The organism is Streptomyces sp. NPDC046939 (assembly GCF_040644575.1).
Taxonomy (GTDB): Bacteria; Actinomycetota; Actinomycetes; order Streptomycetales; family Streptomycetaceae; genus Streptomyces.
Genome location: NZ_JBEYWV010000004.1, coordinates 54,445 through 81,294 on the forward strand (window position 1 = coordinate 54,445; position 26,850 = coordinate 81,294).

Genomic DNA, 26,850 nt, shown 5'->3' on the forward strand with positions numbered 1-26,850 from the left:
CCCCCGGAGGAGCGCCCGCGCGATGCCCGGGGCCGCGTCGGGGGTGCTACTTCCTTACGAGCGAGGTCCACGACTTGACCCAGTTGTCACGGTTCTTGGCGATCCTGCGCGGGCTCATGTACTCGGGGTCGGCGACGCGCACGGCGTACTTGGTGTACTCGGCGGGCGCGTGGGCGTCCTCGGTCACCGGGTCGACGAACATGTTGAGCGGCATGTCCTGTTGGAACTCCTTGGAGATGAGGAAGTCCAGGAGCGCCTTGCCGCCCTTCTCGTTCTTCGCCCCGTCGAGCAGCCCCGCGAACTCGACCTGCTGGAAGCACGTCTTCGTCGCGACGCCGACCGGCGACGTCCTCGGCTGCGGGTCGGAGTAGATCGCCTCGGCGGGCGGCGAGGACGCGTACGACACGACGAGTGGCCGGTCGCCGCCCGCCTTCTTACCGCCCGCGCTGCCGCTGAACTCCTCGTTGTACGCCTGGTCCCAGCCGTCGACGACCTTCACCCCGTTGGCGACGAGCTTCTTCCAGTAGCCCTGCCAGCCGTCGTCGCCGTACTCCGCGGCGGTCCCGAGCAGGAAGCCGAGGCCGGGCGAGGAGGTGGCGGCGTTCTCCGTGACGAGCAGGTTCTTGTACTGCGGCTTCGCGAGATCGGCGAAGGAGGACGGCGGCGCCAGCTTGTGCTGCTCGAAGTACTTCTTGTCGTAGTTGACGCAGATGTCGCCGGTGTCGATGGGCGTGACGCTGTACTTGCCGAACAGGATGTCGAGCCGGTACTCGCTCAGCACCCGTTCGATCCCCTCGGCCTTGTACGGCGTGAAGATCTTGTTGTCGATCGCGCGGGACAGCAGGGTGTTGTCGACGCCGAAGAAGACGTCGCCCTGCGGATTGCCCTTGGACAGGATCGCCTTGTTGACGGCCTGCCCGGCGTCACCGTCCTTCAGGACCTTCACCTTGTACCCGGACTTCTTCTCGAAGTCCTTCAGTACGTTCTTGGAGACGGCCCAGGAGTCGTGGCTGACCAGGGTGACGGTCTTGGAGTCGCCCGAGCCGCCGTCGCCGGACGACCCGCAGGCGGAAAGAGCGACAAGAGCGACGCCCACGGCCAGGGCCAGGCACGTCTTCTTCTTGCTGATGGTGGTGCTCATCGGATTCCTCCTGGAATGACCAGGAGAAGACGCGGCCCCGCCCGGAGGTTCCCGGGCAGGGCGCAACAGCATGAGTGGTGACCGAACTTCCTACCCGGAATGACCCGGGCGAGGTTCAGAGGGTCTGCGGCCTGCGGTGTGAACCGGTGCCGCACTCTCAGCGCTGTGGCGCTCCCCTGTCGGAATATGCAGATGTGGTGAGTGGTGCCGGACCTCAGATTACCGCTCGGTCGCGGCGAGCTGACCGCACGCCCCGTCGATCTCCTGGCCACGGGTGTCCCGGATGGTGACGGGCACCCCGTGCGCGGCGATCGCCTCGACGAACGCCTTCTCGTCCTCGGGCCGCGACGCGGTCCACTTCGACCCCGGCGTCGGGTTGAGCGGGATGAGATTGACATGCACGGGCTTGCCCCGCAGCAGCCGCCCGAGCCGGTCCCCACGCCACGCCTGATCGTTGATGTCGCGGATGAGGGCGTACTCGATCGACAGCCGACGCCCGGACTTGGCGGCGTACTCCCACCCGGCGTCGAGGACCTCGCGCACCTTCCACCGGGTGTTGACCGGTACGAGGGTGTCGCGCAGCTCGTCGTCGGGCGCGTGCAGCGAGATGGCGAGGCGGCACTTGAACCCCTCGTCGGCGAAGCGGTGGATGGCCGGCACGAGCCCGACCGTCGACACGGTGATACCGCGCTGCGAAAGGCCCAGCCCGTCCGGCTCGGGGTCGGTGAGCGCCCGGATGGCGCCGACGACCCGCTTGTAGTTGGCGAGCGGCTCGCCCATCCCCATGAAGACGATGTTGCTGAGCCGCGCCGGCCCACCAGGGATCTCGCCGTCCCTGAGCGCCCGCATCCCGTCCACGATCTGGTGCACGATCTCACCGGTCGACAGGTTCCGGTCGAGCCCGGCCTGCCCCGTGGCGCAGAACGGGCAGTTCATCCCGCACCCGGCCTGCGACGAGATGCACATGGTGACCCGGTCCGGGTAGCGCATGAGCACGGACTCGACGAGCGTCCCGTCGAACAGCCGCCACAGCGTCTTGCGGGTGGTGTCCTGGTCGGTCGACAGGTGCCGCACGACGGTCATCAGCTCGGGCAGCAACGCCTCCCGCAGCTTCTCGCGCGACCCGGCGGGGATGTCGGTCCACTCCGCGGGGTCGTGCGCGTACCGCGCGAAGTAGTGCTGCGAGAGCTGCTTGGCGCGGAACGGCTTCTCACCGATCGCGGCAACAGCCTCCTTCCGCTCGGCGGGCGAAAGATCGGCAAGGTGCCGCGGCGGCTTCTTGGCTCCGCGGGGGGCGACGAAAGTGAGTTCTCCGGGCTTAGGCATGGCTCATCCAGTGTCGCACGCGTCGCAGGCCCGTCGGGAATCCCGCTTTTCAGCGCGCGGAAACGGGCCCCCGCCAAGAGGCGGGAGCCCGTAAACAGGAGAGACGCCCGGGTCAGGACCCCACGAACAGGACCAGGAGGAGCCAGACCACCGGTGCCGTCGGCAGCAGGGAGTCCAGGCGGTCCATGATGCCGCCGTGGCCGGGGAGCAGCGTGCCCATGTCCTTGATGCCGAGGTCGCGCTTGATCATGGATTCGCCGAGGTCGCCGAGGGTCGCGCTGGCGGCGACGCAGACGCCGAGGACGAGCCCCTGCCACCAGGCTCCGTCGTCGACCAGGAACTCCATGCAGAGCACGCCGGCCACCATGGCGAACGCCACCGCGCCGACCAGGCCCTCGCGGGTCTTGCCGGGGCTGATGCGAGGCGCGAGCTTGTTCTTGCCGAAGCGCCAGCCGACGGCGTACGCGCCGGTGTCGCTGACCACGGTGAGGATCAGGAACGTCAGGACGCGCCACGCCCCGTCGTCCGCGGTGAGCATCATCGCCACGAAGGTGGCGAGGAAGGGGACGTAGAACGCGGCGAAGACGCCCGCCGTCACGTCCTTCAGATAGCCCTCGGGCGGCTCCGTCATCCGCCACACCAGGACGGCGAGCGCGGTCAGCGCCATCGCCACCCAGGCGCCCTCGGCGCCGCGGACGTATCCGGCGACGACCATCGCCGCGCCGCCGATGGCGAGCGGCACGAGCGGCGCCTTGATGCTCTTGCGCTCCTGGAGCCGGGAGGTCAGCTCCCACAGGCCGACGACGACGGCGACCGCTATCACGCCGACGAAGACGGCCTTGACGACGAAGAGCGACGCGATGATCACGACGCCGAGTCCGACGCCGACCCCTATGGCCGCGCCGAGGTCCCGGCCCGCGCTCTTCTTCGCCTTCGGCGGCTCCGCGCGCCGCGAAGACGACTGCGGCGCCTGTGTGTGCGACGACTGCGGCTGCTGGGGCCGCTGCGGCTGCTGGGGCGAAGAGGCCGGCAGAGGCTCCTGCGGCGGCTGCGGAACCGGATCGTCGCGGTACAAGGGGCCGCTCACCCGAGCGGCCCCCCGGTCGGCGTCCTGCTCCCCGTCCCCGCCACCGGCGGGCACGTCGGGCATATCGGGCACGATGGGCATGGGCCGAGTCTCCTCAACCGCCTGCCCTTCGTACGCGGGACCCGCCGGAGGACGCCCTTGGTCGTACGGGTGGCCCTGGCCGTAGACGGCCCCCTGCCCGTACGAAGGTCCCTGCCCGTAGGAGGGCGCTTGGCCGTACGAGGGCCCCTGGCCGTGGCCGGGCCCCTGACCACGCGCGGGCCCCTGACCGGTCGGCCCATGGGCGGGCCCCTGGCCGGACGGCCCCGCGTACCCGGGCCCGGACGGCGCCCCCCAGGAAGAGTCGTTCACGGATTCCTCGAACCTCGATGTTCCGCGCTCGCTCAGACTTCGAGCAGCTCGGCTTCCTTGTGCTTGAGCAGCTCGTCCACCTGGGCCACGTACTTGGCGGTGGTGTCGTCGAGTTCCTTCTCGCCGCGACGGCCCTCGTCCTCGCCGATGTCGCCGTCCTTGATCGCCTTGTCGATGGCGTCCTTGGCCTTGCGACGGACCGAGCGGATGGAGACCTTGCTGTCCTCCGCCTTGGTCTTGGCGACCTTGATGTAGTCGCGGCGGCGCTCCTCGGTGAGCTCGGGGAACGTCACTCGGATGATGCTGCCGTCGTTGCTCGGGTTGACGCCCAGGTCGGAGTCGCGGATCGCCTGCTCGATGTTGCGCAGCGCGCTCTTGTCGAACGGGGTCACCACGGCCATCCGCGGCTCGGGCACCGAGAACGAGGCGAGCTGGTTGATCGGCGTCAGCGCGCCGTAGTAGTCGGCCACGATCTTGTTGAACATCGCCGGGTGCGCACGACCGGTGCGGATCGCGGCGAAGTCCTCCTTGGCGACCACGACGGCCTTCTCCATCTTTTCCTCGGCCTCGAGGAGGGTCTCTTCGATCACCACTTGCTCCTGCGTGTCTTGAGTGAGGCCCGGCGTGCACGGGGCGGCCGGCTGCGTCGCGTGTCTGTTTGACGCGCGGTTTCCCGCGGCGTCCTTCTGTCCTTCGGTCCTCGTCGTCCCCCGTGTCCTTGCACGGTGTCCGACCGGCAGGACATTGTCCATCCCCCGTGCCCCCGCGAGCCTCGCGGGACGGTACGGACGCGTGGACGTGAGGTCAGGCGCGGGTGCCCTGGTCGCCCACGAGCGTCCCGATCTTCTCACCCTTGACGGCCCGGGCGATATTGCCCGACGTCAGCAGTTCGAAGACGAGGATCGGCAGCGCGTTGTCGCGGCACAGGGTGATCGCGGTCATGTCGGCGACCTTCAGGTCCCGGGTGATGACCTCGCCGTAGCTGAGCGCGTCGAACTTCACGGCCTCGGGGTTGGTCTTCGGGTCCGAGTCGTAGACGCCGTCCACGCCGTTCTTGCCCATGAGCAGCGCCTCGGCGTCGATCTCCAGGGCGCGCTGCGCGGCGGTCGTGTCGGTGGAGAAGTACGGCATGCCCATACCGGCGCCGAAGATCACGACGCGGCCCTTCTCCAGGTGGCGCACGGCGCGCAGCGGGATGTAGGGCTCGGCGACCTGGCCCATCGTGATGGCGGTCTGCACCCGGCTGTCGATGCCCTCCTTCTCCAGGAAGTCCTGGAGGGCCAGGCAGTTCATGACGGTGCCGAGCATGCCCATGTAGTCGGAGCGGGCCCGGTCCATGCCGCGCTGCTGGAGCTCGGCCCCGCGGAAGAAGTTGCCGCCGCCGATGACGACGGCGATCTGCGCCCCGCCGCGGACCACGGCCGCGATCTCCCGGGCGATGGCGTGCACCACGTCGGGGTCGACACCCAGACCCCCGCCCCCGGCGAACGCCTCGCCGGAAAGCTTCAGCAGAAAGCGGCCCGCGCCTTTGCCGTCGTCGCTCTTGTCACCGTTGTCGGCCTGAGTGGTGGTCATGGAATTCTCGCCTCTTTACTTGGCACACATACGAAGAAGGCCACTGCCGATGGGGTGTTCGCATCCCATGCGCGGCAATGGCCTCCTCGTCACATCTGCGGTCGCCCGGCGCGTGCCCGGGCGACTGCTGTCGACCCTAGCGGCTCTGGGTGGCCACCGGGTCTCGCGGCTGTCGCGTACGGACTCAGATGCCGACCTTGATGCGCGAGAAGCGCTTCAGGGTGACGCCGGCCTCCTGGAGGACCTTCTCGACGGACTTCTTGTTGTCGAGGGCGTACGGCTGGCCGAGCAGCGTCGCCTCCTTGAAGAAGCCGTTGACACGCCCCTCGACGATCTTCGGGAGCGCGGCCTCGGGCTTGCCCTCGGCGCGGGTGGTCTCCTCGGCGACGCGACGCTCGGACTCGACGACCTCGGCCGGGACGTCCTCACGGGAGAGGTACTTCGGCGCGAAGGCGGCGATGTGCTGCGCGACGCCCTTGGCGATCTCGGCGTTCTCCTTGTCGAGCTCGACGAGGACACCGATCTGCGGGGGCAGGTCCGGCATGGTGCGGTGCATGTACGCGGTCACGTAGCCACCGGTGAACTGCGCGAAGCGGTCCAGGACGATCTTCTCGCCCAGGGTGGCGTTGGCCTCGTCGACGTACGCCTGGACGGTCTTGCCGGCCTCGATCTCGGACGCGAGCAGCGCCTGGATGTCGGCGGGGTTCGTCTTGGCGATGTGGGCGGCCAGCTCGTTGGCGACCGACTGGAACTTCTCGCCCTTGGCGACGAAGTCCGTCTCGCACTTCAGCTCGACGATGACACCGGAGGTGTTGTCGTCGGCGATGAGGGAGACGACCGCGCCGTTCTCGGCCGAACGGCCCTCGCGCTTGGCGACGCCCTTCTGGCCCTTGATGCGCAGGGCCTCGACGGCCTTGTCGACGTTGCCCTCGGCCTCGTCGAGCGCCTTCTTGCAGTCCATCATGCCGGCGCCGGTGAGCTCACGGAGCTTCTTGACGTCAGCGGCGGTGTAGTTCGCCATGATCCTGGTTCTCTCTACGAAGTCTGAGGAGTTCTGAGAAGTCAGAAGAGGTCACGGGGGACGGCGGGGGCCGCTTGTGGCTGGCCCCCGCCGTCACCTCGTGAAACCGGTGTGGATACCGGTACCCGTACGGGTCAGGCCTGCTCGGCCTCGGCGGCCGGAGCCTCGGCGGCGGGCGCCTCGGCAGCGGGGGCCTCAGCGGCGGGCGCCTCGGCGGCCGGAGCCTCCGCGGGCTTCTCGTCGGCCTTCTTCTCGCCCTCGAGCAGGTCGCGCTCCCACTCGGCGAGCGGCTCGGCGGCGGCCTTCTCGCCCGGCTTCTGGTCGCCGGTCGCGGCGCCGGAACGGGCGATGAGGCCCTCGGCGACGGCGTCGGCGATCACGCGGGTGAGCAGGGTGACGGAGCGGATCGCGTCGTCGTTGCCCGGGATCTTGTAGTCGACCTCGTCGGGGTCGCAGTTGGTGTCGAGGATCGCGACGACCGGGATGTTGAGCTTCCGGGCCTCACCGACCGCGATGTGCTCCTTCTTGGTGTCCACGATCCAGACGGCGCTGGGCACCTTGGACATCTCGCGGATACCGCCGAGGGTCTTCTCCAGCTTGGCCTTCTCGCGCGAGAGCACGAGAAGCTCCTTCTTGGTGAGACCGGACGCGGCGACGTCCTCGAAGTCGATCTGCTCGAGCTCCTTGAGGCGCTGCAGACGCTTGTAGACGGTCGAGAAGTTGGTGAGCATGCCGCCCAGCCAGCGCTGGTTCACGTAGGGCATGCCGACGCGGGTCGCCTGCTCGGCGATGGCCTCCTGCGCCTGCTTCTTCGTGCCGACGAACATGACCGTGCCGCCGTGGGCGACGGTCTCCTTGACGAACTCGTAGGCGCGGTCGATGTACGACAGCGACTGGAGCAGGTCGATGATGTAGATGCCGTTGCGCTCCGTGAAGATGAAGCGCTTCATCTTCGGGTTCCAACGACGGGTCTGGTGACCGAAGTGGACGCCGCTCTCCAGCAGCTCCCGCATCGTGACGACGGCCATGGCCGTACTCCTTGTGTTTTCTCGGTTGTTTCCTGACGCCCCGCTCGCGCCTGCCGCGTACGTGAGTACGGGACCGAAGGACGCTTGACACGAGCCTTTGCGGGCCGGTGTCGGGGCGTGCGAAGTCGATCCGGTGGCCCGGATCGCCACATGAAGTGTACGGGACCCGCGAGGTCGGGGGTGACGCCGCTGTCCACAACCGACCGGTAGTCCACGTTTCCCGGCCATGATCCCCCGGATCCGGCCTGATCGGGAAGCGTTGCCGCCATGCGCGAACTGCGAAGACTACTGTCCGTGACCGTCCTGCTGCTCGTCTGTCTCCCCTGGGCGGCGGGGGCAGCGTCTGCCGCCGTACCCACGTCCGCCGGGCGGGGTACGACGGTCTGGCCGGTGGGCGACCACCCCACGGTCGTACGTGGCTGGTCCCCACCGGCGACGCCCTACGGCCCCGGCCACCGCGGCGTCGACCTCGCGGCCCCGATCGACGCGCCGGTGCGTGCGGTGGCGGTGGGACGGGTCTCGTTCGCGGGTGAGGTGGCGGGCCGGGGTGTGGTGTCGGTGGAGCTGGCGGGCACGGGTGATCCCCCGTTGCGCACGACGTTCGAGCCGGTGACGCCCACGGTCCACAAGGGCGCGCACGTCTCCCCGGCCGATGTCCTCGGCACCCTGCAACTCCCGACGGGCCACTGCCCCGCCACCTCCCCGTCGTGCCTGCACTGGGGGTTGAGGAGAGGAGCGACGTACCTGAACCCACTGTCGCTGCTGGGCCCGTCGTGGGTGGGTGGGGGGCGGGTCAGATTGCTGCCGGTTTGGGGGGCGGGGCCGGATGCGTCGGGGTTGGTGGGGTGGGTGCCGCGGGGGTGCAGTGCCTGTGAGGGGGCGGACGAAGCGGGGCTGGCGGGGTGGGTGCCGCGGGGGTGCAGCGCCTTTGGGGGCTTCTACGCCGGGAGCGTGGCAGCCGGGGGTGGGGCTGACGAGTGCGGCTTGAGTGCGGCCCGCCCTGGCTCGGTGCGGGCCGGGCTTGGCACTGGCCGGACGGGCTTGGCACTGGCCGGGCCGGCCCGATCGGCCAAGCCGCCCTGCTCGGTGCCAGCCGAGCATGGCACCAACCGGGCGGGCCGATCGACCAAGCTGCCCTGGCTTGGTGTCGGTCGGGCTTGGCACTGGCCGGGCCGACCGGATCGATCAAGCCGTCCTGGCTCGGTGTCTGCCGGCCTGGCACTGGCCGGGCGGGCCCGATCGACCAAGCCGCCCTGCTCGGTGCCGGCCGGGCTTGGCACCAACCGGGCGGGCTGATCGACCAAGTTCGATCGACTAAGCCGGATTGCAGCCCAGCCGGGCCCAGCCGGACGCAGAAACGGCGTCCGCGTCTGGCCCCGGCCCCGTAAGAACCGTTCGGCCGAGCGGAGCGCCTAGCCCTGGACGCCCCGCAGCGCCATCCCCACCGCCGCGTCCACGATGACGCCCGGGTCCTCCGCCGCGCCGAGTTCGATGCGGCGGACCGCCGCGTCCACGACGCCCTGGAGGAGCATCGCCGCGAGCCGGGGCTGCTCGTGCCCCATGTCCGCCAGCGCCTCGACGATCATGGCGACGAGGCCGCCGTGCGCGGCGCGGATCTTCTCGCGTGCCCCCGCGTCCAGCTCGCTCGCCGAGATCGCCACCACGGCACGGTGGCGCCGGTCACCGACCAGGGAGAGCTGCTCACGGACGTACGCCTCGACCTTGCCCTCGGGCGTCGCGGCCCGCGCCATCGCGTCCTCGACCTCGGCGGCCCACACCGGGAAGTCGACCTCGCACAGCTCCTCGACGACCGCCGCGCGGGACTTGAAGTACTCGTACACGGAGGACCGCGCGAGCCCCGTCCGCTCCGCGAGCGCGGGGAACGTCAGCGCCTCCGTCCCCCCTTCGGACAGCAGGGAGCGCGCCGCGTCCAGGAGGGCGCCGCGCTGCATCGACCGGTGCTCGGCCACAGAGGCCGCTCGAATCCTTGGCACAGCTCCACTTTACGGACGCGCCGCCCGGGACGGGAGCCGCACGGAGCACCCGGCGCCCCAAAGCGGCCACCGGCCCGGCAGGGACGATTCGCCTCCAGGTTCGACGGCGATTCAGCGCCCGAAGCTCGCCAGCTTCGCCCGCAACTGCAGCACCGACTTGGTGTGGATCTGGCTGACCCGGCTCTCCGTGACGCCGAGGACGTTGCCGATCTCGGCCAGCGTGAGGCCCTCGTAGTAGTAGAGCGTGACCACGGTCTTCTCCCGCTCGGGCAGCGTGTTGATCGCCCGCGCCAGGAACCGGCGCAGCTCCCGGTCCTCGGCAACCTCCACCGGGTTGTCCGCCGCCCGGTCCTCCAGGGTGTCCATGAGGCTGAGCCGGTCCCCGCCCTCGCCCCCGACGTGCAGCAGCTCCTCCAGGGCCACGACGTTCGCCAGCGACAACTGGCTGAAGACGGCGTGCAGTTCCTCCAGCGCCACCCCCATCTCGGCGGCGACCTCGCTCTCCGAGGGGCTGCGCCGCAGCTTGGCCTCGAGCGTCGCGTAAGCCCGCTCGACATTGCGCGCCTTCTGCCGCACGGACCGGGGGATCCAGTCCAGGGCCCGCAGCTCGTCGATCATCGCGCCGCGGATCCGGGTGATCGCGTACGTCTCGAACTTGATCTCGCGGCCGATGTCGAACTTCTCGATCGCGTCGATCAGCCCGAAGACCCCGGACGAGACGAAGTCGGCCTGCTCGACATTGGGCGGGAGCCCCACGCTGACCCGGCCCGCGACGTACTTCACCAGCGGCGAGTAGTGCAGGATGAGCTGCTCGCGCAGCCGCTCGTCACCGGTCGCCTTGTACGACCTCCACAGCTCCTCGACGGAGGAGGGAGCCGGAGGCCGCACGCTGGAGCCGCGGGCGGCGGGGGGTACCGCCGCCGCCCGGTCGGATCCGGAGATGTGCTGTGGCATGCGCCGCCTTGTGCCGTTCTGCTGCCTGCCGACGGAGTCGGAGAGGGTCGCTGGGATCGCTGCTGTCGCTGAGGTCGCTTCGCTGCTGAAGATGGAGTCTTGCCCGTCTGATGGTGACTGGTGCCGAACCGCCTGCCTGATTCCGCAATGGGGAGGACGAACCCGAATCCTGGTGAGCGTAGCGTGACTGAAGTGTCGCAGTGTGCGAAGGGTATGGGTTCGTACGCGCGCAGATACGTTCCGTTGGGGGACTTGCGCAAACGCTTTCGTCGCCGTACGTGACCGGGCCGTGCCGCCAACTGCCGGTGCTCCCAAGGTTGTCGGGGCGTCATCCGGACGGCGCAATACGCTGCGTCAAGGCGGTGTCAGGGCGCACCTCCGTCCGGAAACACCGGGCGGTTCGCCTGGCGTGTCAACTTCCAGCCGTCGCCCTGTCGTTCGACGAACCCCAACGAGCGCAGTTCATACAGTCTCCCGATCGTCTCGTCCGCCCCGCCCTCCGCTTCCCTGCTGATCTCCGCGACGGTGTGGGCGCCTTGCGCGGGCAGGGCTGCGAGCACCCGCGCCGTGGCCGGGGGCAGCAGGTCGCGGGACAATACGGGCCCGTGCCGCTCGGGTGCCAGCTCCCCCATGTCACCGACCAGCTCGATCACTTCCGCGGCGTCGGTGACGAGCACGCCCTCCTTGCGCAGCAGTTCGTGCACCCCTGAGGAGACGCCGCTGGTCACCGGCCCCGGCACCCCCATCGCGTGCCGGCCGAGCCGCAACGCCCAACGGGCTGTCCCCAGCGCTCCGCTGCGGTAGGCCGCCTCCACGACGACGGTGCCCCGCGTCAACGCGGCGATGACCCGGTTGCGCAGAATGAACCGGCTCGGTGTCGGATGGTCCCCGGGCGGCAACTCGGCCACGACGAGCCCCTGTTCCGCGATCCTGTCGATCAACTGAGTGTGCCCGCGCGGATAGACCCGGTCGACCCCGCAGGCCAGGACGGCGACCGTCGCACCCGCGGCACCGAGCGCCCCTCTGTGCGCCGCCGCGTCGACCCCGTAGGCGCCCCCGGAGACGACGACCCAGCCGCGCTCGGCGAGCCCGGCCCCGAGGGTCGCGCCCATGCGCACCCCGTAGTCCGTGCAGGCCCGCGCGCCCACCACGGCCACCGACCGCAGCGCCCACATCCGCAGGCTGGCCCCGCCGCGCACCCACAGCCCGACGGGCCGCTCGTCCCCCAGGTCGTCCAGTTGACCGGGCCACTCCGCGTCACCCGGGCACACGAACCGCGCCCCGCGCTCCGCCACGCGCGCCAGGTCCCGCTCCGGGGGCGGCGCCGCCCGGGCCCGCGCGACGAGCCCGGCCCAGCGCTCGGCCCGTACGCCCGGCAGCGGTGGCGGCTCGTCCGCGCCCTCCTCGGCCTCGTCGATCCGCCGCACCGTCTCCACAGGGCCGAACTCCCTGAGCCAGCGCCCGGCCACCTCCCAGCCGGGCTCGACGATCCGGGTCAGCCGGGCCCGCGCGAGCCGCACCGCCTCCGGGGCGCGCTGCCCCGTCATGAGCCCGTGCCGATCGTCATGGGGACCCCGCGCGAGATCCCGGTCCGCAGTTGCAGGGCGAGCGCCACGTCCTGGGCGAAGGGCCGGTCGCGCCCCGCGAGGTCGGCCACGGTCCAGGCCACCCGGAGGACCCGGTCGAGACCGCGGGCGGTGAGGAAGCCGCGCTCCAGATCCAGCTCGGCCTCGTCCAGCGCGCCGGGCGCGGCGGGCCACCTGGTGCGCAGGGCGTGCCCCGGCACTTCGCTGTTGGTCCGCCAGGGCGTGTCCGTGAGCCGTGCGACCGCCCGCTCCCGGGCCGCCCGGACCCGGTCGGCGACGACCTGGGTGCTCTCGCCGCGCGGCCCGTACCCGGAGAGTTCGCTGCGGGTGACGGCGTCCACCTCGACCCGGAGGTCGACCCGGTCGAGGAGCGGCCCGGAGAGCCGCGCCTGGTAGCGCCGCACGGTGGCGGGCGGGCAGTCGCACTCACCGCCCAGGGCCCGGTACTGCCCGCAAGGACAGGGGTTGGCGGCGAGCACCATCAGGAACCGCGCGGGCAGCCGCACCACGCCGGCGCTGCGGGCGATGACCACGTGCCCGGCCTCGAGCGGCTGGCGCAGGGCGTCGAGCGCCTGTCCGCTGAACTCGGGCGCCTCGTCCAGGAAGAGCACTCCTCTGTGTGACAAGGAGACCGCTCCGGGTCGCGCCACGCCGGGTCCGCCGCCGACGAGCGACTGCATGGTCGCGGAGTGGTGCGGGGCGCAGTAGGGCGCGGTGTCGATCATCGACTTGCCCGGGGGCAGCATGCCGGCCACCGAGTGGATCGCGGTGACCTCCAGGGACTCTCCTCGGGTGAGCGGCGGCAGGACGGCGGGAAGCCGCTCGGCGAGCATCGTCTTTCCGGCGCCCGGTGGGCCCGACAGCATCAGGTGGTGTCCGCCCGCGGCGGCGACCTCGATCGCGGTCCGCGCCGACCTCTGGCCCACGACGTCGGCCAGGTCGAGCCCGTGCCCGTCCGCCAGCGGTCCGCCGAGCCCCGTACCGGCGCCGCCTCCGGGCATGCTCAGGCCGGAGAGCAGTGGATCGGGGCGGCCGCGCTCGTCCGGCTCCTCGTCCGGCACGGGTTCGTCGGTGAGCACGGCGATGAGCTGGCGCAGGCTGCGGACGCCGAGCACGGAGACGCCCGGCACCAGCGTCGCCTCGCCCGCCGTGCATTCGGGGACCACCACCTGTTCGTACCCGGCGTCCGCCGCGGCAAGGACGGCCGGAAGGACGCCGCGCACCGGCCGTACCCGCCCGTCGAGTCCGAGCTCCCCGATCATCACGATGTCGGCGAGGACCCGCGGGTCGATGCGTTCGGCGGCGCCGAGCACGGCGCACGCGACGGCGAGGTCGAAGCCCGAACCGCCCTTCGGCACGGACGCCGGGCTGAGCCCCACCGTGAGCTTCTTCTGCGGCCAGTCGGCCCCGGAGTTGACCACGGCGGCCCGTACCCGGTCCCGGCTCTCGACCAGGCTCTTGTCGGGCAGGCCCACGAGCGTGAAGGCGGCGATGCCCGGCTCCAGGTCCGCCTGGACCTCGACGACGACGCCCTCGACACCCACCAGGGCCACGGAACACGTACGCGCGAAACCCATCAGGTCACCCCCCGCACGTGCTCGACGCGCGGAGCGCCGCGCTCCTGGAGCACCACCCCGACCACGTCGATCCGGACGCCGCCGGGTGGCGCTCCCCCGTGCTCCTGCACCCAGCGCTCCGCGAGGTCGCGCAGGCGCCGGGCCTTGACCGGGGTGATCGCGGCCATGGGGTGCTCGAAGGCGCCCCCCTTCGCGCCGCGCCCCCTGCGGGTCTTGACCTCGCACACGACGATCGCGTCACCGTCGCGCGCCACGATGTCGATCTCACCCCTGCGTCCCGCGCGCCAGTTCCGCGCGAGCACTGTCATCCCGGCGTCGGTCAGCCGCCTCGCGGCCAGGTCCTCGCCGTACTTCCCCATCGCGCCCCGTGCGTTCACGTCGGCACCACCTCCGACGCCCACGCTGTCGCAGGGACCGGACGGGTGTGGATCTTGGTGAACTACCCACGGGTTGTGGAAAACGCTGTCACCCGTGCGAGGGAAAGCCCCAGAACCGGGGGGTCAGCTACCGGGAAGCTCCAGATCGCTCTTGTTGAGCTCCTCGATGTTCACGTCCTTGAACGTGAGCACCCGCACCTGCTTCACGAACCTCGCGGGCCGGTACATGTCCCAGACCCACGCGTCCGCCATCGACACTTCGAAGAACACCTCGCCCTGGACCGAGTGCACCTGCATCTCGTAGTCGTTGGTGAGGTAGAAACGCCGCTCGGTCTCGATCACGTATTTGAACAGACCGACGACATCGCGGTACTCCCGGTAGAGCTTCAGCTCCATCTCGGTCTCGTACTTCTCGAGGTCCTCGGCGCTCATGGCATGTTCCCCTTCAGCCGTGCGTCCCCCTATTGTGCGCCAGCCCCTGCGGCCTCTAGACGATTTCCGTGTCGAGGACGAGCGGCCTGCTCGGGGGACCGTCGTCGAGCAGCCTGCTCAGCAGCTCGGCGAGTCTGGTCGGATACACCGTCTCATGCGCTTCGGCCAACTCCTGGTACGTCCACCAGCGCGCTCCGGCGACGCTGCGCCGTTCCAGGTCGGTCAGGCCCGTCCCGTGCAGCTCCGGCCGCACGTCCGCCGTGGCGGTCGTACGCGCCAGGAAGTACCACTCGTCCTGGTCCCAGCGACGCCCGTCGAAGGGGAACGAGCAGGTCCGCCGCCACAGCACGGGCCCGAGCTCCACCTCGGTGATGCCGGTCTCCTCGGCCAGTTCCCGCAGGGCCGCCTCCGCGCGCGTCTCGTCGCCCTCCACGCCGCCGCCCGGTGTGAACCACCAGTCGTCCGTCCGGTCGTCGGGCTCGTGCCCGTGCAGCAGCAGGAGGCGGTCGTCCTGGTCGAGCAGGACGACGCGGGCGACCTTGCGCAGCTCACCGCCGGGCTCAGACACGGGCCGGCTCCGCGGACCTGGTGCGCGAGCGGCGCATCCGCTGGGCGATCGGGCCGTACGCCGCCCCGGCGAAGACGAGGAGCGCGCCCACGACCACGGCGGTCACCATCAGCTTGAGCGGGCCCGGCTGTGAGATCCCGCCGGGCAGTTCCTCGAAGCCGGTGGGCTTGGGCAGCATGCCGTCCATCGGCCAGGCCACGACGTCGACACGGCCCTGCACGGCGGTGCGGGCCACCGAGCCGTGCTGGATGTCGTCGAGGTGGACGGTGGAGTCCAGGGAGCCGCTGCGCTCGTCCCCGAGGAAGAACAGCCGCCCCTCGGGGACGGTCGTGGCCTTGATGCCGGTGAGCGAGGCGCTCTGGCCGTCCTGCAGATACGGTTCTTCGATCTTCTTGCCGTTGACCGTCAGCTTGCCGTCCGTGCAGCAGGCGACCCGGTCGCCGCCGATGCCGACGACGCGCTTGACCATCGGCATGTCACCCCAGCTCTTGTCCCGGAAGACGACGACGTCACCGCGCTTGATCTCGCTGCCGTCGACGCGCTGCGCGAGGACCCGGTCGCCCGCGCCGATCGTCGGCGACATCGAGTCGGTGGGCACCGTGTAGGGCTGGTAGACGATGGCGCCCCAGAGGAAGCCGCCGAGGAACAGCACACAGCCGAGGGCCACGGCTATGCCCGACAGCACGCTGCCGGCCCGGCCGTGGCCCTCGCTCGTACGACGTGTCCCGCTCATCCCAGTTGCTCCCCGCGTCGGAGAAATCGACCCGCGCGGCCCGGCCCCGAAACGGCACGGACCTCGGAAGATCGGCGATCTGGGACGGCACCCTACCCGGCGGTACCGGTCCCAGAAACCCTGGTGGTCCCCTCGGTCAGACGCCGGTTGATCTTGCGTCGGCGCCACAGGACCAGCGGCACCGCGCCCGCGAGGCCGAGGGCGCCCGGAGCCGCGCTCGCCGCCGCGTTGATACCGGGCTGGTCGAAGGTGTCCGGGACCGGCAGCGTCGACCAGTGCGTGGGCGGCCAGGCGACGACGATGGCGCGGCCCACGACATTGCCCACCGGCACGAAGCCCTGGTTCTTGTCGCTCTGGTGGTACCGGGAGTCCATCGAGTCCTGACGGTGGTCGCCCATGACCCAGACTTTGCCTTCCGGAACCTTCACCTTGAACGTGCCGCCCGCGTTGTCCGCGCTGCACGGGGTGTTGCTCGCGTACACGTACGGCTCGCTGAGCGCCTTGCCGTTCACCTTGAGCGGCCCCGTGCCGTTGCACTCGACGGTGTCGCCGCCTACGCCGATCACGCGCTTGATGAGGTCCTTCTCGTCCGCGGACGGCATCAGGCCGACCCAGCTGAGGACCTTCTGCACCGCGTTCGGCTCCGCCGTCGGCTCGCCCTCCAGCCACTTGTCCGGGTCGTGGAAGACGATGACCTCGCCGCGCTCCGGCTCCGAGCCGAACCACGGGGTCAGCTTGTCGACGAGCACCCGGTCGCCGATCTGCAGCGTGTTCTCCATCGAGGCCGAGGGGATCGAGAACGCCTGGACCAGGAACGTCTTGATCACCAGGGCGAGGACCAGCGCGATGACGACGAGGAGCGGCAGCTCCTTCCAGAAGGAGCGGGGCTTCTTCTGCTGCTTGCCCGCTCCCTCGCCGCCGCCGGACCCCGGCCCGTCCACGGGCGTCGGCTCCATCGCGTCACCGTCCTCGGGAAGGCGGTCCGTCACGGCCGGACTCGCCGCGTCGTCGGATCGCCCGGGCTGCTCCTCGGGTCCATGCCCTGACCGTGCGCCGACCGCCAAGTCCCCCACATCCACTCCTCACTCCGTGCCGCTGCCTGATCCCTACGCGATGCAGGCCCACCATTCCCATAACGAGCGGGAGTTCCGCAGGGGTCGGGAGGGGGATCAATCCGTCCGAATTCGATGTCCTCGAACCCGGTGTGGAGCCGTTCGCGGCCTCCAGCCTATGTGACGCACCGGCGGCCGCGGTCGACCCGTCGCGATGCGCGTCGGCCACCGCCGCGAACGTGTCCGGCTCGCCGAGCCCCGACCAGTGCCCCACGGGCCACACGATCCACCGGGCGCGGCCCACCACGGACTCCTCGGAGACCGTGCCGTTGAACTTCTCCGTGAGGTGGTAGCGCGAGTCCGCCGAGTTCGCCCGGTGGTCGCCCATCACGAAGAGCCGCCCCTGGGGCACCTTCACCGAGAAGGAGAACTTCGAGGGCGCGTTGCCCGGGTGGATGTACGCGGACTCGTTCAGCGGGACGCCGTTGACCGTGACGCGGCCCTGGTCGTCACAGCACTTCACGGTGTCGCCGCCGACGCCGACGACGCGCTTGATGAGGTCGCGCTCGTCGTCCGAGGGAAGCAGTCCGATCCAGGTCAGGCCGGTCTTGATCTGCTTGATCCCGACGGGGGCGTCCTCCGTCGGGCCGGTCTCCTGCTCCAGCCACTTGCCCGGGTCCCGGAAGACGACGACGTCCCCGCGGTGCACCTTCGCGCCGAACCAGGGTGTGAGCTTGTCCACGACGACCCGGTCGCCGATCTTGATCGTCTGCTCCATGGAGCCCGACGGGATGACGAAGGCCTGCACGAGGAACGTCTTCAGGACGAGCGCGATGAGCAGGGCGACGCCTATGAGGAGCGGTATCTCCTTGATGGCCGAGCGCCTTCTGCGCCGCTTCACCTTGCGGGCGAGCTTGCGCCGCTCCGCGCGCCCGCGCGGCGGCTGGCCGCTGGTGGGACGGCTCCCGGTGGGCAGCTGCTCGTCGGGGCCGTGGCCGTCGCGGGCCTTGCCGCGCCTACCCATGGGCACCACCGGGAGCGGGCACGCGCGTGTAGACGTCCGTTCCCGACAGGGAGTGCCAGTGTCCGAAGGGCCAGGCGATCCACTGGGCCTTGCCGATCACCTGGTCGACGGGGACGAACCCGCCGCCGTCGGCGCCCAGGTAGTCACGCGAGTCCCGGGAGTCGCCGCGGTGGTCGCCGAGCAGGAAGAGGGTGCCGTCGGGCACCTCGATGTCGAACGGGACCTCCGAGGCGGCGTCTCCCGCGTGCAGCAGGGAGCGCTCGTCGACGGACCGCCCGTTCACCTCGATCCTCCCCTTGCTGTCGCAGCAGACCACATGGTCGCCCCCTACCCCGACGACGCGTTTGACGTAGTCGGCGTTGCCGAAGTACCCGCTGCCGTCGAAGACGACGACGTCCCCGCGCCCCGGTTCGGCACCGAAACGGTACGCCAACTTGTTTACGAGAACGCGGTCCCCGACCCTCAACGCGGGCTCCATGGAGCTGCTGGGGATCTGGAAGGGCTGCATCACGAACACGCCGAAGGCCAGCAGGAACGCGACGCAGGCGAGGAATGCGAGCGTGATGCGGCCGCCGGGCAGCCAGGCGGCGAGCGTGGACAGCAAAGAGGAGCGCGACCGGTCCTCCTCGCCCGTCGAGGTGTCCTTCGAGGGCTGGGAGGAGCGGTCGCGCTCCACAGGCTGTGCTTCGGTGTCCATCGAGACCGGATGGTATCCGGCCGCGCTGTGACGCCGTCCGCGAGAGGTGTCTCTCGCGCGCGAGATCAGTTCTCGCGCTTCTCCTTGATCTTGGCGGCCTTGCCGCGCAGCTCGCGCAGGTAGTACAGCTTGGCGCGGCGGACGTCACCACGGGTGACGAGCTCGATCTTCTCGACGATCGGCGTGTGCACCGGGAAGGTGCGCTCGACGCCGACGGAGAAGGAGACCTTGCGGACCGTGAAGGTCTCGCGGACACCGGCGCCCTGGCGGCGGATGACTACGCCCTTGAACTGCTGCACACGGGAGCGGTTGCCCTCGATGACGCGGACGTGGACGTTGACGGTGTCACCCGGGCGGAAGGCCGGGAGGTCGCTGCGGAGCGACGCGGCGTCGACGGAGTCGAGCAGGTGAGACATGATCGTCTGCTTTCTTCACCGATGCCACAGGTCATCGGCGGGAGGTATGCGATGAGTTTCGGTAGCTGATCGCGTCGGGCCTGACGTCGTTCCCCCTGTGGCAGGGGCGCCGGCTGGACGTACAGCAGCGGCCTATTCTTCCACGGCCTCGGGCGTTGGCCCAAATCGTCCGTCGGGACCCGGCCGCCACCCCAGGATCGAGAGCATCTCGCGGTCCTTCTTGTCGAAGGCCTTCGGGTCGGTGCGCCGCACGAGGTCGGGCCGGTTGCGCACGGTGCGGCGCAGCGCCTCGTCGCGGCGCCAGCGCGCGATCTTGCCGTGGTGGCCGCTGAGCAGCACCTCGGGGATGTCCCGGCCGCGCCACTCGGGCGGCTTGGTGTAGACGGGCCCTTCGAGGAGGTTGGCCATGGCGCCGGGGGCGAAGGAGTCGTCCTGGTGCGAGGCGGCGTTGCCGAGGACGCCGGGCAGCAGCCGGGCGACCGCCTCCGTGATCACGAGCACGGCGGCTTCCCCGCCCGCGAGGACGTAGTCGCCGATGGAGACCTCGTAGACGGGCATCCGGGTGGCGTACTCGTCGATGACGCGACGGTCGATGCCCTCGTAGCGCGCGGGCGTGAAGACCAGCCAGGGGCGCTCCGAGAGCTCCACGGCGAGTTCCTGGGTGAAGGGGCGCCCGCTGGGCGTGGGGACGACCAGGACGGGCCCCTGGGCCCCGTGCTCGTACCCGTCCGCGAGGACGTCGTCGAGCGCCTCGCCCCAGGGCTCGGTCTTCATGACCATGCCGGGGCCGCCGCCGTAGGGGGTGTCGTCGACCGTGTTGTGCCGGTCGTGGGTCCACTGGCGCAGGTCGTGCAGGTGGACGTCGAGCTGTCCACGCGCGCGTGCCTTGCCGACGAGCGAGACGTTCAGCGGTTCGAGGTACTCGGGGAAGATCGTGACGACGTCGAGCCTCATGCGGACGCGTCCTCGGTGTCCTCGGTGGCGTCGCGGCTGGAGGCGATCTCCGCGCGGTCGTCGATGAGGCCGGGCGGCGGGGTGATGACGGCCTTCTGCTCCTCGAGGTCGATCTCGGTGACGATCTCCTCGACGAACGGGATCATGACCTCGCTGCCGTCGGGCCGCTCCACGATGAACAGGTCCTGCGAGGGCAGGTGCGAGATCTCCGTGATGCGGCCGACCTCGATGCCGTCGACCGTGACGACGTCGAGGTCCATGAGCTGGTGGTCGTAGAACTCGTCCGGGTCCTCCGGCAGCTCCTCCGGGTCGACCTCGGCGATCAGGAGCGTGTTGCGCAGCGCCTCCGCCCCGGTCCGGTCGCTCACGCCCACGAAGCGCAGCAGCAGCCGGCCGCTGTGGACGCGGCCGGACTCGATGGTGAGGGGTCCGGTGGCGGCGGGGTCGGTGGCGAGCACCGCGCCGGGGCCGAGCCGCAGCTCGGGCTCGTCGGTGCGCACCTCGACGGTGACCTCACCCTTGATGCCGTGGGCGCGGCCGATGCGCCCGACTACCAACTGCACGGTCGGTGACTCTCCTGTCATGCCTGTCGTACGACGGGGACCGGTCAAGCGGCCGGTCGGACGGCCGGGGCCGTCGAACGACTACGGGCCGGGGACGGCTCGAAAGCCCTCCCCGGCCCGAGCCGGTGTTCAACTTTGTCAGCGAACCTGGTCGACGTCGACGAGGTCGACGCGGACACCGCGGCCGCCGATGGCGCCCACGACAGTACGCAGAGCGCGCGCGGTGCGGCCGTTGCGGCCGATCACCTTGCCGAGGTCGTCGGGGTGGACCCGGACCTCGAGCACGCGCCCGCGGCGCAGGTTGCGCGAGGCGACCTGCACATCGTCGGGGTTGTCGACAATGCCCTTCACGAGGTGCTCAAGAGCCTCCTCGAGCATGCTCAGGCCTCGGTCGACTCGGACGCAGCCTCAGCGGCCTCGTCCTTCTTCTCAGCCTTCTTCTTCTGCGTGATGGCCTCACCCTTGGGCTCGTCGGCCGTGGCGAGCGCCTCGAAGGAGGGGCGCGCCTGCTTCGGCTCGGCGACCTTCAGCGGCTCCGGGGCGGGCAGACCCTTGTACTTCTGCCAGTCACCGGTGAGCTTCAGGATGGCCATGACCGGCTCGGTCGGCTGCGCGCCGACGGACAGCCAGTACTGCGCGCGCTCCGAGTCGACCTCGATGCGCGACGGGTTCTGCACCGGGTGGTACAGACCGATCTCCTCGATGGCCCGGCCGTCACGGCGGGTACGGGAGTCGGCGACGACGATGCGGTAGTGAGGCGAACGGATCTTGCCCAGACGCTTCAGCTTGATCTTGACTGCCACGGAAGTGGTGTCTCCTGGTCTTGACGTGGGTGGGCACGGCGAGATTGCCGCGTGGGGTTGCGGTACCCGAGTGCCCGATGGACGCGTCAGCCGGAGGAGAGAGGGGTCCTGTGCGACTGTCGAGTACAGCTAGCCATTGTGCCACACCTCGCCGGGACGGCCGAACCCTCCCCCGGGTGCTCACGGCCGTCCCCACCAGTCGCCCTGTGGTCACCCCACGGCGGCTCCGACGACCTCCGGGATGCGGAACGGCTTGCCGCAGCCGCCGCACATGATCGGCGCCTGGGCGAGCACCGAGGGGACGACGCGCACATTGCGGCCGCAGTCGCAGACCGCCTTGACGCGGACGCCGCCCCCGGAGGAGCCGTGCCGGGCGGCCGGGCCCCGGAAGCTGCGCTTGGTGTCGGCGGCGGTCGCGACGGTGTGCGCCTTCAGGGCGCGGTGCAGCCGCTCGATCGTCTGCCGGTAGCGCTGCTTGGCCTCCGGGTTGAGCGTGACCAGGGAGAAGCCGCTGCTGGGATGCGGCTCCTCGGGATGGTCGAGGCCCAACTCCTCGGCGATGGCCAGGAATCTGCGGTTGTGATACCGGCCGGCGCGCGAGGTGTCGCGGATTCCGCGCGCGGCGGCGATGCCGTGGACTGCCTCGTGGAGGAGTCGCTCGAAGGAGAGTTCGTGCCCGCAGGCGGACGACGACTCCCCGATCAGGGATTCGGGCGCGGCAAGATCCGGCAGTTCGGGGTGGTGCCGCTGAATGTCGGCCCACGCGCCTGCCAGCTCTGCGGCGAGAACAGGTGGTGTCGTGCTCACGTCGTGACAACGAGCCGGGGCACCTCTGTGTTCCTATTCCGGGGCATCCCAAATATTTTGCACGTACCAGTCAGTCGTCGCTCATGCATGCGGACGAGGGCGGGTGCGCTGATCTGCGGAGAAGCCGCACAGCTCGCATCAAGGTGGTGCGTAGCAACGCGTACGCCCCGGCGCGCAGGTGGCCTGTTCGCGCCGGGGCGTGCGTATCGGTCCGGTGTGCAAGAGGCGTTTCGGCCTCTTCCGCGTGACTGAGGGTGGCTCAGTAGGCGCGCGCCACGATCGCGACGTTACCGGGTGCGTCGTCCGTGTCCGGCACCGACCCGTCCGCGGCGACCAGACAGCGTACGGAGACCCCGTGCTCGGCGAGCGCCGCCTCGCCCTCCTCGCCGAGGGTCGCCCACGGGATGCGCGCCCAGCCGCCCGCGAGGGCCGCCTCGACCGCCTCGTCGAAGGTGGCGACCTCGCTCGTACGCTCCTCGCGGCGGCGGCGCGACTCGGCCAGGAGCAGCGCCTGGTCCTCCTCCAGGATGACGGGGAGGAGGCTGGCCAGGGTGTCGACGGGGACGGCCTTTTTGCCGCCGGGGATGCGGCGGGCGAGCATCGCGGTGCCGTTCTCCAGGTCGCGGGGGCCGACCTCGATCCGTACGGGGACGCCCTTCAGCTCCCAGTCGACCGCGCGGCGGCCGAAGGGGACGTCCGTACGGTCGTCGATGCGGACCCGGACGCCGGCCGCCCGGAGGGCGTCGCCGATCTCGCGCACCTTGGCGACCACGGCGTCGTCGCCCTTGATGGCGAGGACCACGGCCTGGACGGGCGCAAGGCGGGGCGGCACCCGCAGGCCGTCGTCGTCGCCGTGCATCATCACCAGCGCGCCGATCATGCGCGTGGTCGAGCCCCAGGAGGTCTGCCAGACCAGTTCCTGCTTGCCCTCCTTGGACAGGTACTGGGTCTGGAACGCCTTGGCGAAGTTCTGGCCGAGCTCGTGGCTGGTGCCCATCTGGAGGGCCTTGCCGTCGCCCATCATTCCTTCGAGGGTGAGGGTGTTGATGGCGCCCGCGAAGCGTTCCTTCGCCGTCTTGCGGCCCAGGACGACATCCATCGCGAGCACGTTCTCCATGAAGTCGGCGTAAACGTGGCGGTGGATGCGTGCCGCGAAATCACGCGCCCCCTCATATGTCGCGTGCGCCGTGTGCCCTTCTTGCCAGAGGAATTCCGTCGTCCGCAGGAAGAGGCGGGGGCGCATTTCCCAGCGCACCACGTTGGCCCATTGGTTGATGAGGAGGGGGAGGTCCCGGTAGCTCTGGATCCACTTGGCGAAGTAGTCGTTGACGATCATTTCTGAGGTGGGACGGACGACGGCGGGCTCCTCCAGCTCCTTGCCGCCGCCGTGCGTGACCACGGCCAGCTCGGGCGCGAACCCCTCGACGTGGTCGGCCTCCCTGGCGAGATAGGACTGCGGGATCAGGAGCGGGAAATAGGCGTTCTGCGTGCCTGTTTCCTTGATGCGGGCGTCCATGTCCTGCTGCATCCGCTCCCACAGGCCGTAGCCGTACGGTCGGATGACCATCGTGCCGCGCACCGGTCCGTTGTCGGCCAGTTCGGCCTTGGAGATCAGGTCCTGGTACCAGCGCGGAAAGTCTTCCGCCCGGGGCGTGAGAACAGGTGCTTTGGCCATGGCGCGCATGCTACGGCGCGGGCCGGGGCGCACGGGAATCCTTTTCGCCCGGATGCCGCGCCCCGCACCCGGCCGTGACCGGGGGGCGCACGACGGAGCACGCGGGCATTGTCGGCAACCCTGCCCAACACCCCCTAGACGGGACGGACGATGCGGAGTTCCCTGGCTTACGGGGGGAGAGCGAGCAGCGCGCGACATCGGTTCACACACCACAGCGACAACTCTCGGTATCTCTCGGCGGATTGGGGCACTTTCGATGACACCTACGCTCGTGCGGCGACACCCTTCCCACGCGGGCCCCGCACCGCGCGTGGACCTGTGCGCACGCGCGCGTGACTGGTCGGAGATCCAGGAGCGCATGCTGGTCCCCGTCTACGAAGCGGTGTACGAGCGGCTCGAGGTCGGCTCGGGCACCCGGCTCCTGGGACTCGACTGCGGTACCGGCCTGGCCCTGCTCATGGCCGCCTCGCGCGGCGCTGCCGTGACAGGCGTCGAACCCTCTGAACCCGAACGGCTCGCGCTCGCCCGTGACCGGCTGCTGCCCGCGTCCGGGGAGGGGTCCGGGCCCCGCACCCTGCGGCTCACGGACGGCGGCCAGGACGGCATCAGCGTCACCGAGCCCGGCGATCCCCCCTACAACCTCATCACCGCCTTCCAGCCGATCGGCCGCACGGCCGACGACTCGGCGGGCCTGTCCGCGCTCCTGGAGAGCGTGGCGCCGCTGGCGGAGCGGCGTGCCGCCGTGGTGCTGGTCGGCTGGGGCCCGCCGGAGCGCTGCGCCTCATCGGCGGTCCTGCGGGTGGCCACGAAGCTCTCCGACCCCTGCGGTACGGGCAGTTGGCGGCCCGCCCTGCGGGACGACCTGGAGGACGTGGCCCAGCGGGCCGGGCTGCGGCCCGACGGTTCGGGGCGCGTGGCGTGCCCCTTCGGGTACGCGGACGCGGAGAGCGCGGTGCGCGGCCTGCTGTCCACGGGTCTGTTCGACGCGGCGGTGAGCGCGACGGACCTGGCGCAGGTGGACAAGGAGGTGACGGAGGCGCTGCAGCCGTATGTGCGCAAGGACGGCACTGTGTGGATGCCCAATGTCTTCCGGTACCTGATCGCGCGTACGCCCTGAGTCGTAGACGGCTCAGTCCTTGGCGAGGCGGGTGATGCCGGCGATCCGGTAGGCGTCCGCCTCTTCGAGGGTCTCGTTCTCGAGGAGGGCGCCGGCCAGCGCGTCCAGCCTGGCGCGGTTCTCGCGCAGGGTGTCGCACGCCTCCTGGTAGCACTCGTCCACGATGCGGCGCATCTCGCGGTCGATCGTGTCGAGGGTGTCGGGGGCGGCGGCGAGCCCGTAGGTCTGCTGGGCGTCGTTCGGGAGGGCGGACAGGCGGCCGACCTTCTCGCTCATGCCCCAGCGGCCCACCATGCCGCGGGCGATGTTGGTGACCTGTTCGAGGTCGTTCTCCGCCCCGGTGGTGACGACGCCGTAGACGACCTGTTCGGCCGCCATGCCGCCAAGAGCCCCGATGATGCGCCCGCGCAGGTACTCCTCCGTGTACGCGTATTTGTCGGCATCCGGGGTGGACAGCGTGACGCCGAGCGCTCTGCCGCGCGGCACGATCGTGATCTTGCGGACCGGGTCGGCGCCGGGCTGGAGCATGCCGAGGAGGGCGTGGCCGCTCTCGTGGTAGGCGGTGCGGCGGCGCTCCTCGTCGGGCATCACCAGGGGCCGCTCGGCGCCGAGCTGGACCTTCTCCAGCGCTTCGGACAGGTCGGCCTGGGTGACCTGGTCCTGCTTGCGCTTGACGGCGAGGAGGGCGGCCTCGTTGGTGAGGTTGGCGAGTTCCGCGCCGGTCATGCCCGGCGTCGTACGGGCGACCTGGGCGAGGTCCACGTCGGGGGCGAGCGGGATCTCGCGGGAGTGGATCCTGAGGATGGCCTCGCGTCCGCTCCGGTCGGGCGGCGAGACGGTGACGACGCGGTCGAAGCGTCCCGGCCGGGTGAGCGCGGGGTCGAGGACGTCGGCGCGGTTGGTGGCGGCGATGACGATGACGCCCTCGGAGCCGGTGAAGCCGTCCATCTCGGTGAGGATCTGGTTCAGGGTCTGCTCGCGCTCGTCGTGGCCGCCCATGCCGCTGCCGCCGCCCCGCGCGCGGCCGATGGTGTCGATCTCGTCGATGAAGATGATGGACGGGGCGACCTTGCGGGCCTCGGCGAAGAGCTCACGCACACGTGAGGCGCCGACGCCGACGATCATCTCGATGAACTCGGAGGCGGAGGCGGAGAAGAACGGCACCCCGGCCTCGCCCGCCACCGCGCGCGCGAGCAGCGTCTTCCCGGTGCCGGGCGGCCCGGCGAGGAGCACGCCGCGCGGCATCTTGGCGCCCATCCTGCGGTACGCCTCGGGGTTCTTCAGGAAGTCGACGACGTCGTTCAGCTCGCCCTCGACCTCGTCGATGCCGGCGACGTCCTCGAAGGTGGTGCGTTTCTCGCCGGCCTCCAGCTCGACCGGTCGGGGCGGCTGTTTGCGGCCGAGCATGCCGCCCGCCCCGCCCATGCCCTGCCTCATGCGCCGCGCGATGAAGATCCACAGGAAGACCAGGAGCAGCATTGGGGCGAGGGAGATGAGCAGGTTGGACAGGAAGCTGCGCTCCTGGACGACCGGTTCGGCCGTCACGACGACGTGGTGCTTCTCCAGGTTCGCCCAGAGGTCGTCGTCGGCGAAGGAGGGCCGCTGGGTGGTGAACTTCGTGTAGTTCTTCTCTCCGCTGTCGCTGTCGTCCGGGGTGGGCCGTTCCTTCTTGAGCTGGCCCTGGATCGCGTCGCCCTTGGAGTAGATCTTGGTGACATTGTCGGCCGCGACCTGCTTGCTGAACTCGGTGTAGGAGATGGTCGGCTCGTCGCCCCGGTTGAAGAACGACAGCACCAGGTTGGCGATGAGGTAGACGACCAGGGCCGTGAGGACGAGGCCGCCCCAGCCGCCGGGCATCTTGCGCTTGGGCGACTGCGGGGGCGGTGGCGGGGGCGCGCCTTCGGAGCGCCAGGGCTGGTCGGTCCGGTCGCGCGGGGGTACGGGGTTCGTCACGCCTCTTGTCCTCCGCCCTCCGCGTCCAGGGGTCCTGCG

Annotated in this window: 27 protein-coding genes, 1 pseudogene and 1 riboswitch; of the genes and pseudogenes, 2 read left to right on the forward strand and 26 right to left on the reverse strand. The window is 70.5% G+C overall.

Annotation, left to right across the window (positions count from 1 at the left end; genetic code table 11):
• Positions 1–46 precede the first annotated feature (46 nt).
• The 7 genes from ABZ877_RS05760 to rpsB form a co-directional block, all read right to left on the reverse strand.
• Complete coding sequence (locus ABZ877_RS05760; protein WP_361064936.1) at positions 47–1,141, reverse strand: thiamine ABC transporter substrate-binding protein; 1,095 nt, start codon at positions 1,139–1,141, stop codon at positions 47–49.
• Positions 1,142–1,210: 69 nt separating this feature from the next.
• Positions 1,211–1,329, reverse strand: a riboswitch (TPP riboswitch).
• 31 nt (positions 1,330–1,360) lie between these two features.
• The gene (gene rlmN, locus ABZ877_RS05765; protein ID WP_361064939.1) at positions 1,361–2,467 is read right to left on the reverse strand and encodes a 23S rRNA (adenine(2503)-C(2))-methyltransferase RlmN; all 1,107 of its coding nucleotides are present in this window, start codon (positions 2,465–2,467) and stop codon (positions 1,361–1,363) included.
• A 112-nt stretch (positions 2,468–2,579) separates the two neighbouring features.
• Entirely contained in the window at positions 2,580–3,905 is a 1,326-nt protein-coding gene (locus ABZ877_RS05770; protein WP_361064942.1) for a phosphatidate cytidylyltransferase, read from the reverse strand.
• Between the two features lie 32 nt (positions 3,906–3,937).
• The gene (frr, locus tag ABZ877_RS05775; RefSeq protein ID WP_255982473.1) at positions 3,938–4,495 is read right to left on the reverse strand and encodes a ribosome recycling factor; all 558 of its coding nucleotides are present in this window, start codon (positions 4,493–4,495) and stop codon (positions 3,938–3,940) included.
• A gap of 214 nt (positions 4,496–4,709) precedes the next feature.
• Positions 4,710–5,480 (reverse strand): UMP kinase, encoded by a 771-nt coding sequence (gene pyrH / locus ABZ877_RS05780; RefSeq protein WP_361064946.1) that lies wholly within the window; start codon positions 5,478–5,480, stop codon positions 4,710–4,712.
• A gap of 184 nt (positions 5,481–5,664) precedes the next feature.
• The gene (gene tsf / locus ABZ877_RS05785; protein WP_361064950.1) at positions 5,665–6,501 is read right to left on the reverse strand and encodes a translation elongation factor Ts; all 837 of its coding nucleotides are present in this window, start codon (positions 6,499–6,501) and stop codon (positions 5,665–5,667) included.
• Positions 6,502–6,635: 134 nt separating this feature from the next.
• The gene (gene rpsB, locus ABZ877_RS05790) at positions 6,636–7,529 is read right to left on the reverse strand and encodes a 30S ribosomal protein S2 (RefSeq protein WP_361064953.1); all 894 of its coding nucleotides are present in this window, start codon (positions 7,527–7,529) and stop codon (positions 6,636–6,638) included.
• A gap of 267 nt (positions 7,530–7,796) precedes the next feature.
• Here rpsB and ABZ877_RS05795 point away from each other — a divergent pair.
• Positions 7,797–8,345: pseudogene (locus tag ABZ877_RS05795) on the forward strand (M23 family metallopeptidase); the annotation flags it as partial.
• Positions 8,346–8,941: 596 nt separating this feature from the next.
• On the opposite strand, the gene ABZ877_RS05800 reads toward ABZ877_RS05795, so the two are convergent.
• From ABZ877_RS05800 to proS, 18 genes are all read right to left on the reverse strand, one after another.
• Positions 8,942–9,499, reverse strand: a complete 558-nt coding sequence (locus tag ABZ877_RS05800) for a helix-turn-helix domain-containing protein (RefSeq protein ID WP_361065534.1) — start codon at positions 9,497–9,499, stop codon at positions 8,942–8,944.
• A gap of 135 nt (positions 9,500–9,634) precedes the next feature.
• A complete protein-coding gene (gene whiG / locus ABZ877_RS05805; protein WP_361064956.1) occupies positions 9,635–10,477 on the reverse strand; it encodes an RNA polymerase sigma factor WhiG in 843 nt (280 codons plus the stop codon).
• Between the two features lie 365 nt (positions 10,478–10,842).
• Positions 10,843–12,024, reverse strand: a complete 1,182-nt coding sequence (gene dprA / locus ABZ877_RS05810; RefSeq protein ID WP_361064959.1) for a DNA-processing protein DprA — start codon at positions 12,022–12,024, stop codon at positions 10,843–10,845.
• The gene (locus ABZ877_RS05815; RefSeq protein WP_361064962.1) at positions 12,021–13,640 is read right to left on the reverse strand and encodes a YifB family Mg chelatase-like AAA ATPase; all 1,620 of its coding nucleotides are present in this window, start codon (positions 13,638–13,640) and stop codon (positions 12,021–12,023) included. Before ABZ877_RS05815 ends, dprA begins: the two co-directional genes overlap by 4 nt.
• Positions 13,640–13,999 (reverse strand): YraN family protein, encoded by a 360-nt coding sequence (locus tag ABZ877_RS05820; protein ID WP_361065537.1) that lies wholly within the window; start codon positions 13,997–13,999, stop codon positions 13,640–13,642. The genes ABZ877_RS05815 and ABZ877_RS05820 overlap by 1 nt, the downstream gene beginning before the upstream one ends.
• Before the next feature lie 141 nt (positions 14,000–14,140).
• Complete coding sequence (locus ABZ877_RS05825) at positions 14,141–14,449, reverse strand: DUF2469 domain-containing protein (protein ID WP_005311352.1); 309 nt, start codon at positions 14,447–14,449, stop codon at positions 14,141–14,143.
• 55 nt (positions 14,450–14,504) lie between these two features.
• A complete protein-coding gene (locus tag ABZ877_RS05830) occupies positions 14,505–15,017 on the reverse strand; it encodes an NUDIX domain-containing protein (protein ID WP_361064965.1) in 513 nt (170 codons plus the stop codon).
• Positions 15,010–15,750, reverse strand: coding sequence for a signal peptidase I (lepB, locus tag ABZ877_RS05835; protein ID WP_361064968.1), 741 nt, complete (start codon positions 15,748–15,750; stop codon positions 15,010–15,012). Before lepB (ABZ877_RS05835) ends, ABZ877_RS05830 begins: the two co-directional genes overlap by 8 nt.
• A gap of 92 nt (positions 15,751–15,842) precedes the next feature.
• Complete coding sequence (gene lepB / locus ABZ877_RS05840; RefSeq protein ID WP_361064971.1) at positions 15,843–16,823, reverse strand: signal peptidase I; 981 nt, start codon at positions 16,821–16,823, stop codon at positions 15,843–15,845.
• Positions 16,711–17,826 (reverse strand): signal peptidase I, encoded by a 1,116-nt coding sequence (gene lepB / locus ABZ877_RS05845; protein ID WP_361064974.1) that lies wholly within the window; start codon positions 17,824–17,826, stop codon positions 16,711–16,713. Before lepB (ABZ877_RS05845) ends, lepB (ABZ877_RS05840) begins: the two co-directional genes overlap by 113 nt.
• The gene (gene lepB, locus ABZ877_RS05850) at positions 17,819–18,523 is read right to left on the reverse strand and encodes a signal peptidase I (RefSeq protein WP_361064977.1); all 705 of its coding nucleotides are present in this window, start codon (positions 18,521–18,523) and stop codon (positions 17,819–17,821) included. Before lepB (ABZ877_RS05850) ends, lepB (ABZ877_RS05845) begins: the two co-directional genes overlap by 8 nt.
• Before the next feature lie 65 nt (positions 18,524–18,588).
• Positions 18,589–18,939: a 50S ribosomal protein L19 gene (rplS, locus tag ABZ877_RS05855; protein ID WP_361064980.1), complete on the reverse strand. Its 351-nt coding sequence runs from the start codon at positions 18,937–18,939 to the stop codon at positions 18,589–18,591.
• 132 nt (positions 18,940–19,071) lie between these two features.
• On the reverse strand, positions 19,072–19,893 hold the full coding sequence (gene trmD, locus ABZ877_RS05860; RefSeq protein ID WP_361064983.1) for a tRNA (guanosine(37)-N1)-methyltransferase TrmD: 822 nt from the start codon (positions 19,891–19,893) through the stop codon (positions 19,072–19,074).
• Positions 19,890–20,456: a ribosome maturation factor RimM gene (gene rimM, locus ABZ877_RS05865; RefSeq protein WP_361064986.1), complete on the reverse strand. Its 567-nt coding sequence runs from the start codon at positions 20,454–20,456 to the stop codon at positions 19,890–19,892. The genes trmD and rimM overlap by 4 nt, the downstream gene beginning before the upstream one ends.
• Before the next feature lie 138 nt (positions 20,457–20,594).
• Positions 20,595–20,834, reverse strand: a complete 240-nt coding sequence (locus ABZ877_RS05870) for an RNA-binding protein (protein WP_014176063.1) — start codon at positions 20,832–20,834, stop codon at positions 20,595–20,597.
• 2 nt (positions 20,835–20,836) lie between these two features.
• On the reverse strand, positions 20,837–21,259 hold the full coding sequence (gene rpsP / locus ABZ877_RS05875; protein ID WP_361064990.1) for a 30S ribosomal protein S16: 423 nt from the start codon (positions 21,257–21,259) through the stop codon (positions 20,837–20,839).
• A 210-nt stretch (positions 21,260–21,469) separates the two neighbouring features.
• A complete protein-coding gene (locus tag ABZ877_RS05880) occupies positions 21,470–22,066 on the reverse strand; it encodes a hypothetical protein (protein ID WP_361064993.1) in 597 nt (198 codons plus the stop codon).
• 259 nt (positions 22,067–22,325) lie between these two features.
• Positions 22,326–23,741: a proline--tRNA ligase gene (gene proS, locus ABZ877_RS05885; protein ID WP_361064996.1), complete on the reverse strand. Its 1,416-nt coding sequence runs from the start codon at positions 23,739–23,741 to the stop codon at positions 22,326–22,328.
• A gap of 256 nt (positions 23,742–23,997) precedes the next feature.
• Between proS and ABZ877_RS05890 the strand changes: the two genes are divergently transcribed.
• Entirely contained in the window at positions 23,998–24,858 is an 861-nt protein-coding gene (locus tag ABZ877_RS05890) for an SAM-dependent methyltransferase (protein WP_361064999.1), read from the forward strand.
• A gap of 12 nt (positions 24,859–24,870) precedes the next feature.
• On the opposite strand, the gene ftsH is transcribed toward ABZ877_RS05890, so the two are convergent.
• Positions 24,871–26,811: an ATP-dependent zinc metalloprotease FtsH gene (gene ftsH / locus ABZ877_RS05895; RefSeq protein WP_361065002.1), complete on the reverse strand. Its 1,941-nt coding sequence runs from the start codon at positions 26,809–26,811 to the stop codon at positions 24,871–24,873.
• Positions 26,812–26,850 lie beyond the last annotated feature (39 nt).

Bases quoted from the DNA above. Each gene is read 5' to 3' on its own strand.
- ABZ877_RS05820 (WP_361065537.1), bottom strand. From the start codon at position 13,999: ATGGGGAAGTACGGCGAGGACCTGGCCGCGAGGCGGCTGACCGACGCC.
- whiG (WP_361064956.1), bottom strand. From the start codon at position 10,477: ATGCCACAGCACATCTCCGGATCCGACCGGGCGGCGGCGGTACCCCCC.
- rpsB (WP_361064953.1), bottom strand. From the start codon at position 7,529: ATGGCCGTCGTCACGATGCGGGAGCTGCTGGAGAGCGGCGTCCACTTC.
- lepB (WP_361064974.1), bottom strand. From the start codon at position 17,826: ATGGGTAGGCGCGGCAAGGCCCGCGACGGCCACGGCCCCGACGAGCAG.
- lepB (WP_361064968.1), bottom strand. From the start codon at position 15,750: ATGAGCGGGACACGTCGTACGAGCGAGGGCCACGGCCGGGCCGGCAGC.
- ABZ877_RS05760 (WP_361064936.1), bottom strand. From the start codon at position 1,141: ATGAGCACCACCATCAGCAAGAAGAAGACGTGCCTGGCCCTGGCCGTG.
- pyrH (WP_361064946.1), bottom strand. From the start codon at position 5,480: ATGACCACCACTCAGGCCGACAACGGTGACAAGAGCGACGACGGCAAA.
- rlmN (WP_361064939.1), bottom strand. From the start codon at position 2,467: ATGCCTAAGCCCGGAGAACTCACTTTCGTCGCCCCCCGCGGAGCCAAG.
- lepB (WP_361064977.1), bottom strand. From the start codon at position 18,523: ATGGACACCGAAGCACAGCCTGTGGAGCGCGACCGCTCCTCCCAGCCC.
- tsf (WP_361064950.1), bottom strand. From the start codon at position 6,501: ATGGCGAACTACACCGCCGCTGACGTCAAGAAGCTCCGTGAGCTCACC.
- ABZ877_RS05870 (WP_014176063.1), bottom strand. From the start codon at position 20,834: ATGCTCGAGGAGGCTCTTGAGCACCTCGTGAAGGGCATTGTCGACAAC.
- trmD (WP_361064983.1), bottom strand. From the start codon at position 19,893: ATGAGGCTCGACGTCGTCACGATCTTCCCCGAGTACCTCGAACCGCTG.
- ABZ877_RS05825 (WP_005311352.1), bottom strand. From the start codon at position 14,449: ATGAGCGCCGAGGACCTCGAGAAGTACGAGACCGAGATGGAGCTGAAG.
- dprA (WP_361064959.1), bottom strand. From the start codon at position 12,024: ATGACGGGGCAGCGCGCCCCGGAGGCGGTGCGGCTCGCGCGGGCCCGG.
- ABZ877_RS05815 (WP_361064962.1), bottom strand. From the start codon at position 13,640: ATGGGTTTCGCGCGTACGTGTTCCGTGGCCCTGGTGGGTGTCGAGGGC.
- proS (WP_361064996.1), bottom strand. From the start codon at position 23,741: ATGGCCAAAGCACCTGTTCTCACGCCCCGGGCGGAAGACTTTCCGCGC.
- rplS (WP_361064980.1), bottom strand. From the start codon at position 18,939: ATGTCTCACCTGCTCGACTCCGTCGACGCCGCGTCGCTCCGCAGCGAC.
- ABZ877_RS05890 (WP_361064999.1), top strand. From the start codon at position 23,998: ATGACACCTACGCTCGTGCGGCGACACCCTTCCCACGCGGGCCCCGCA.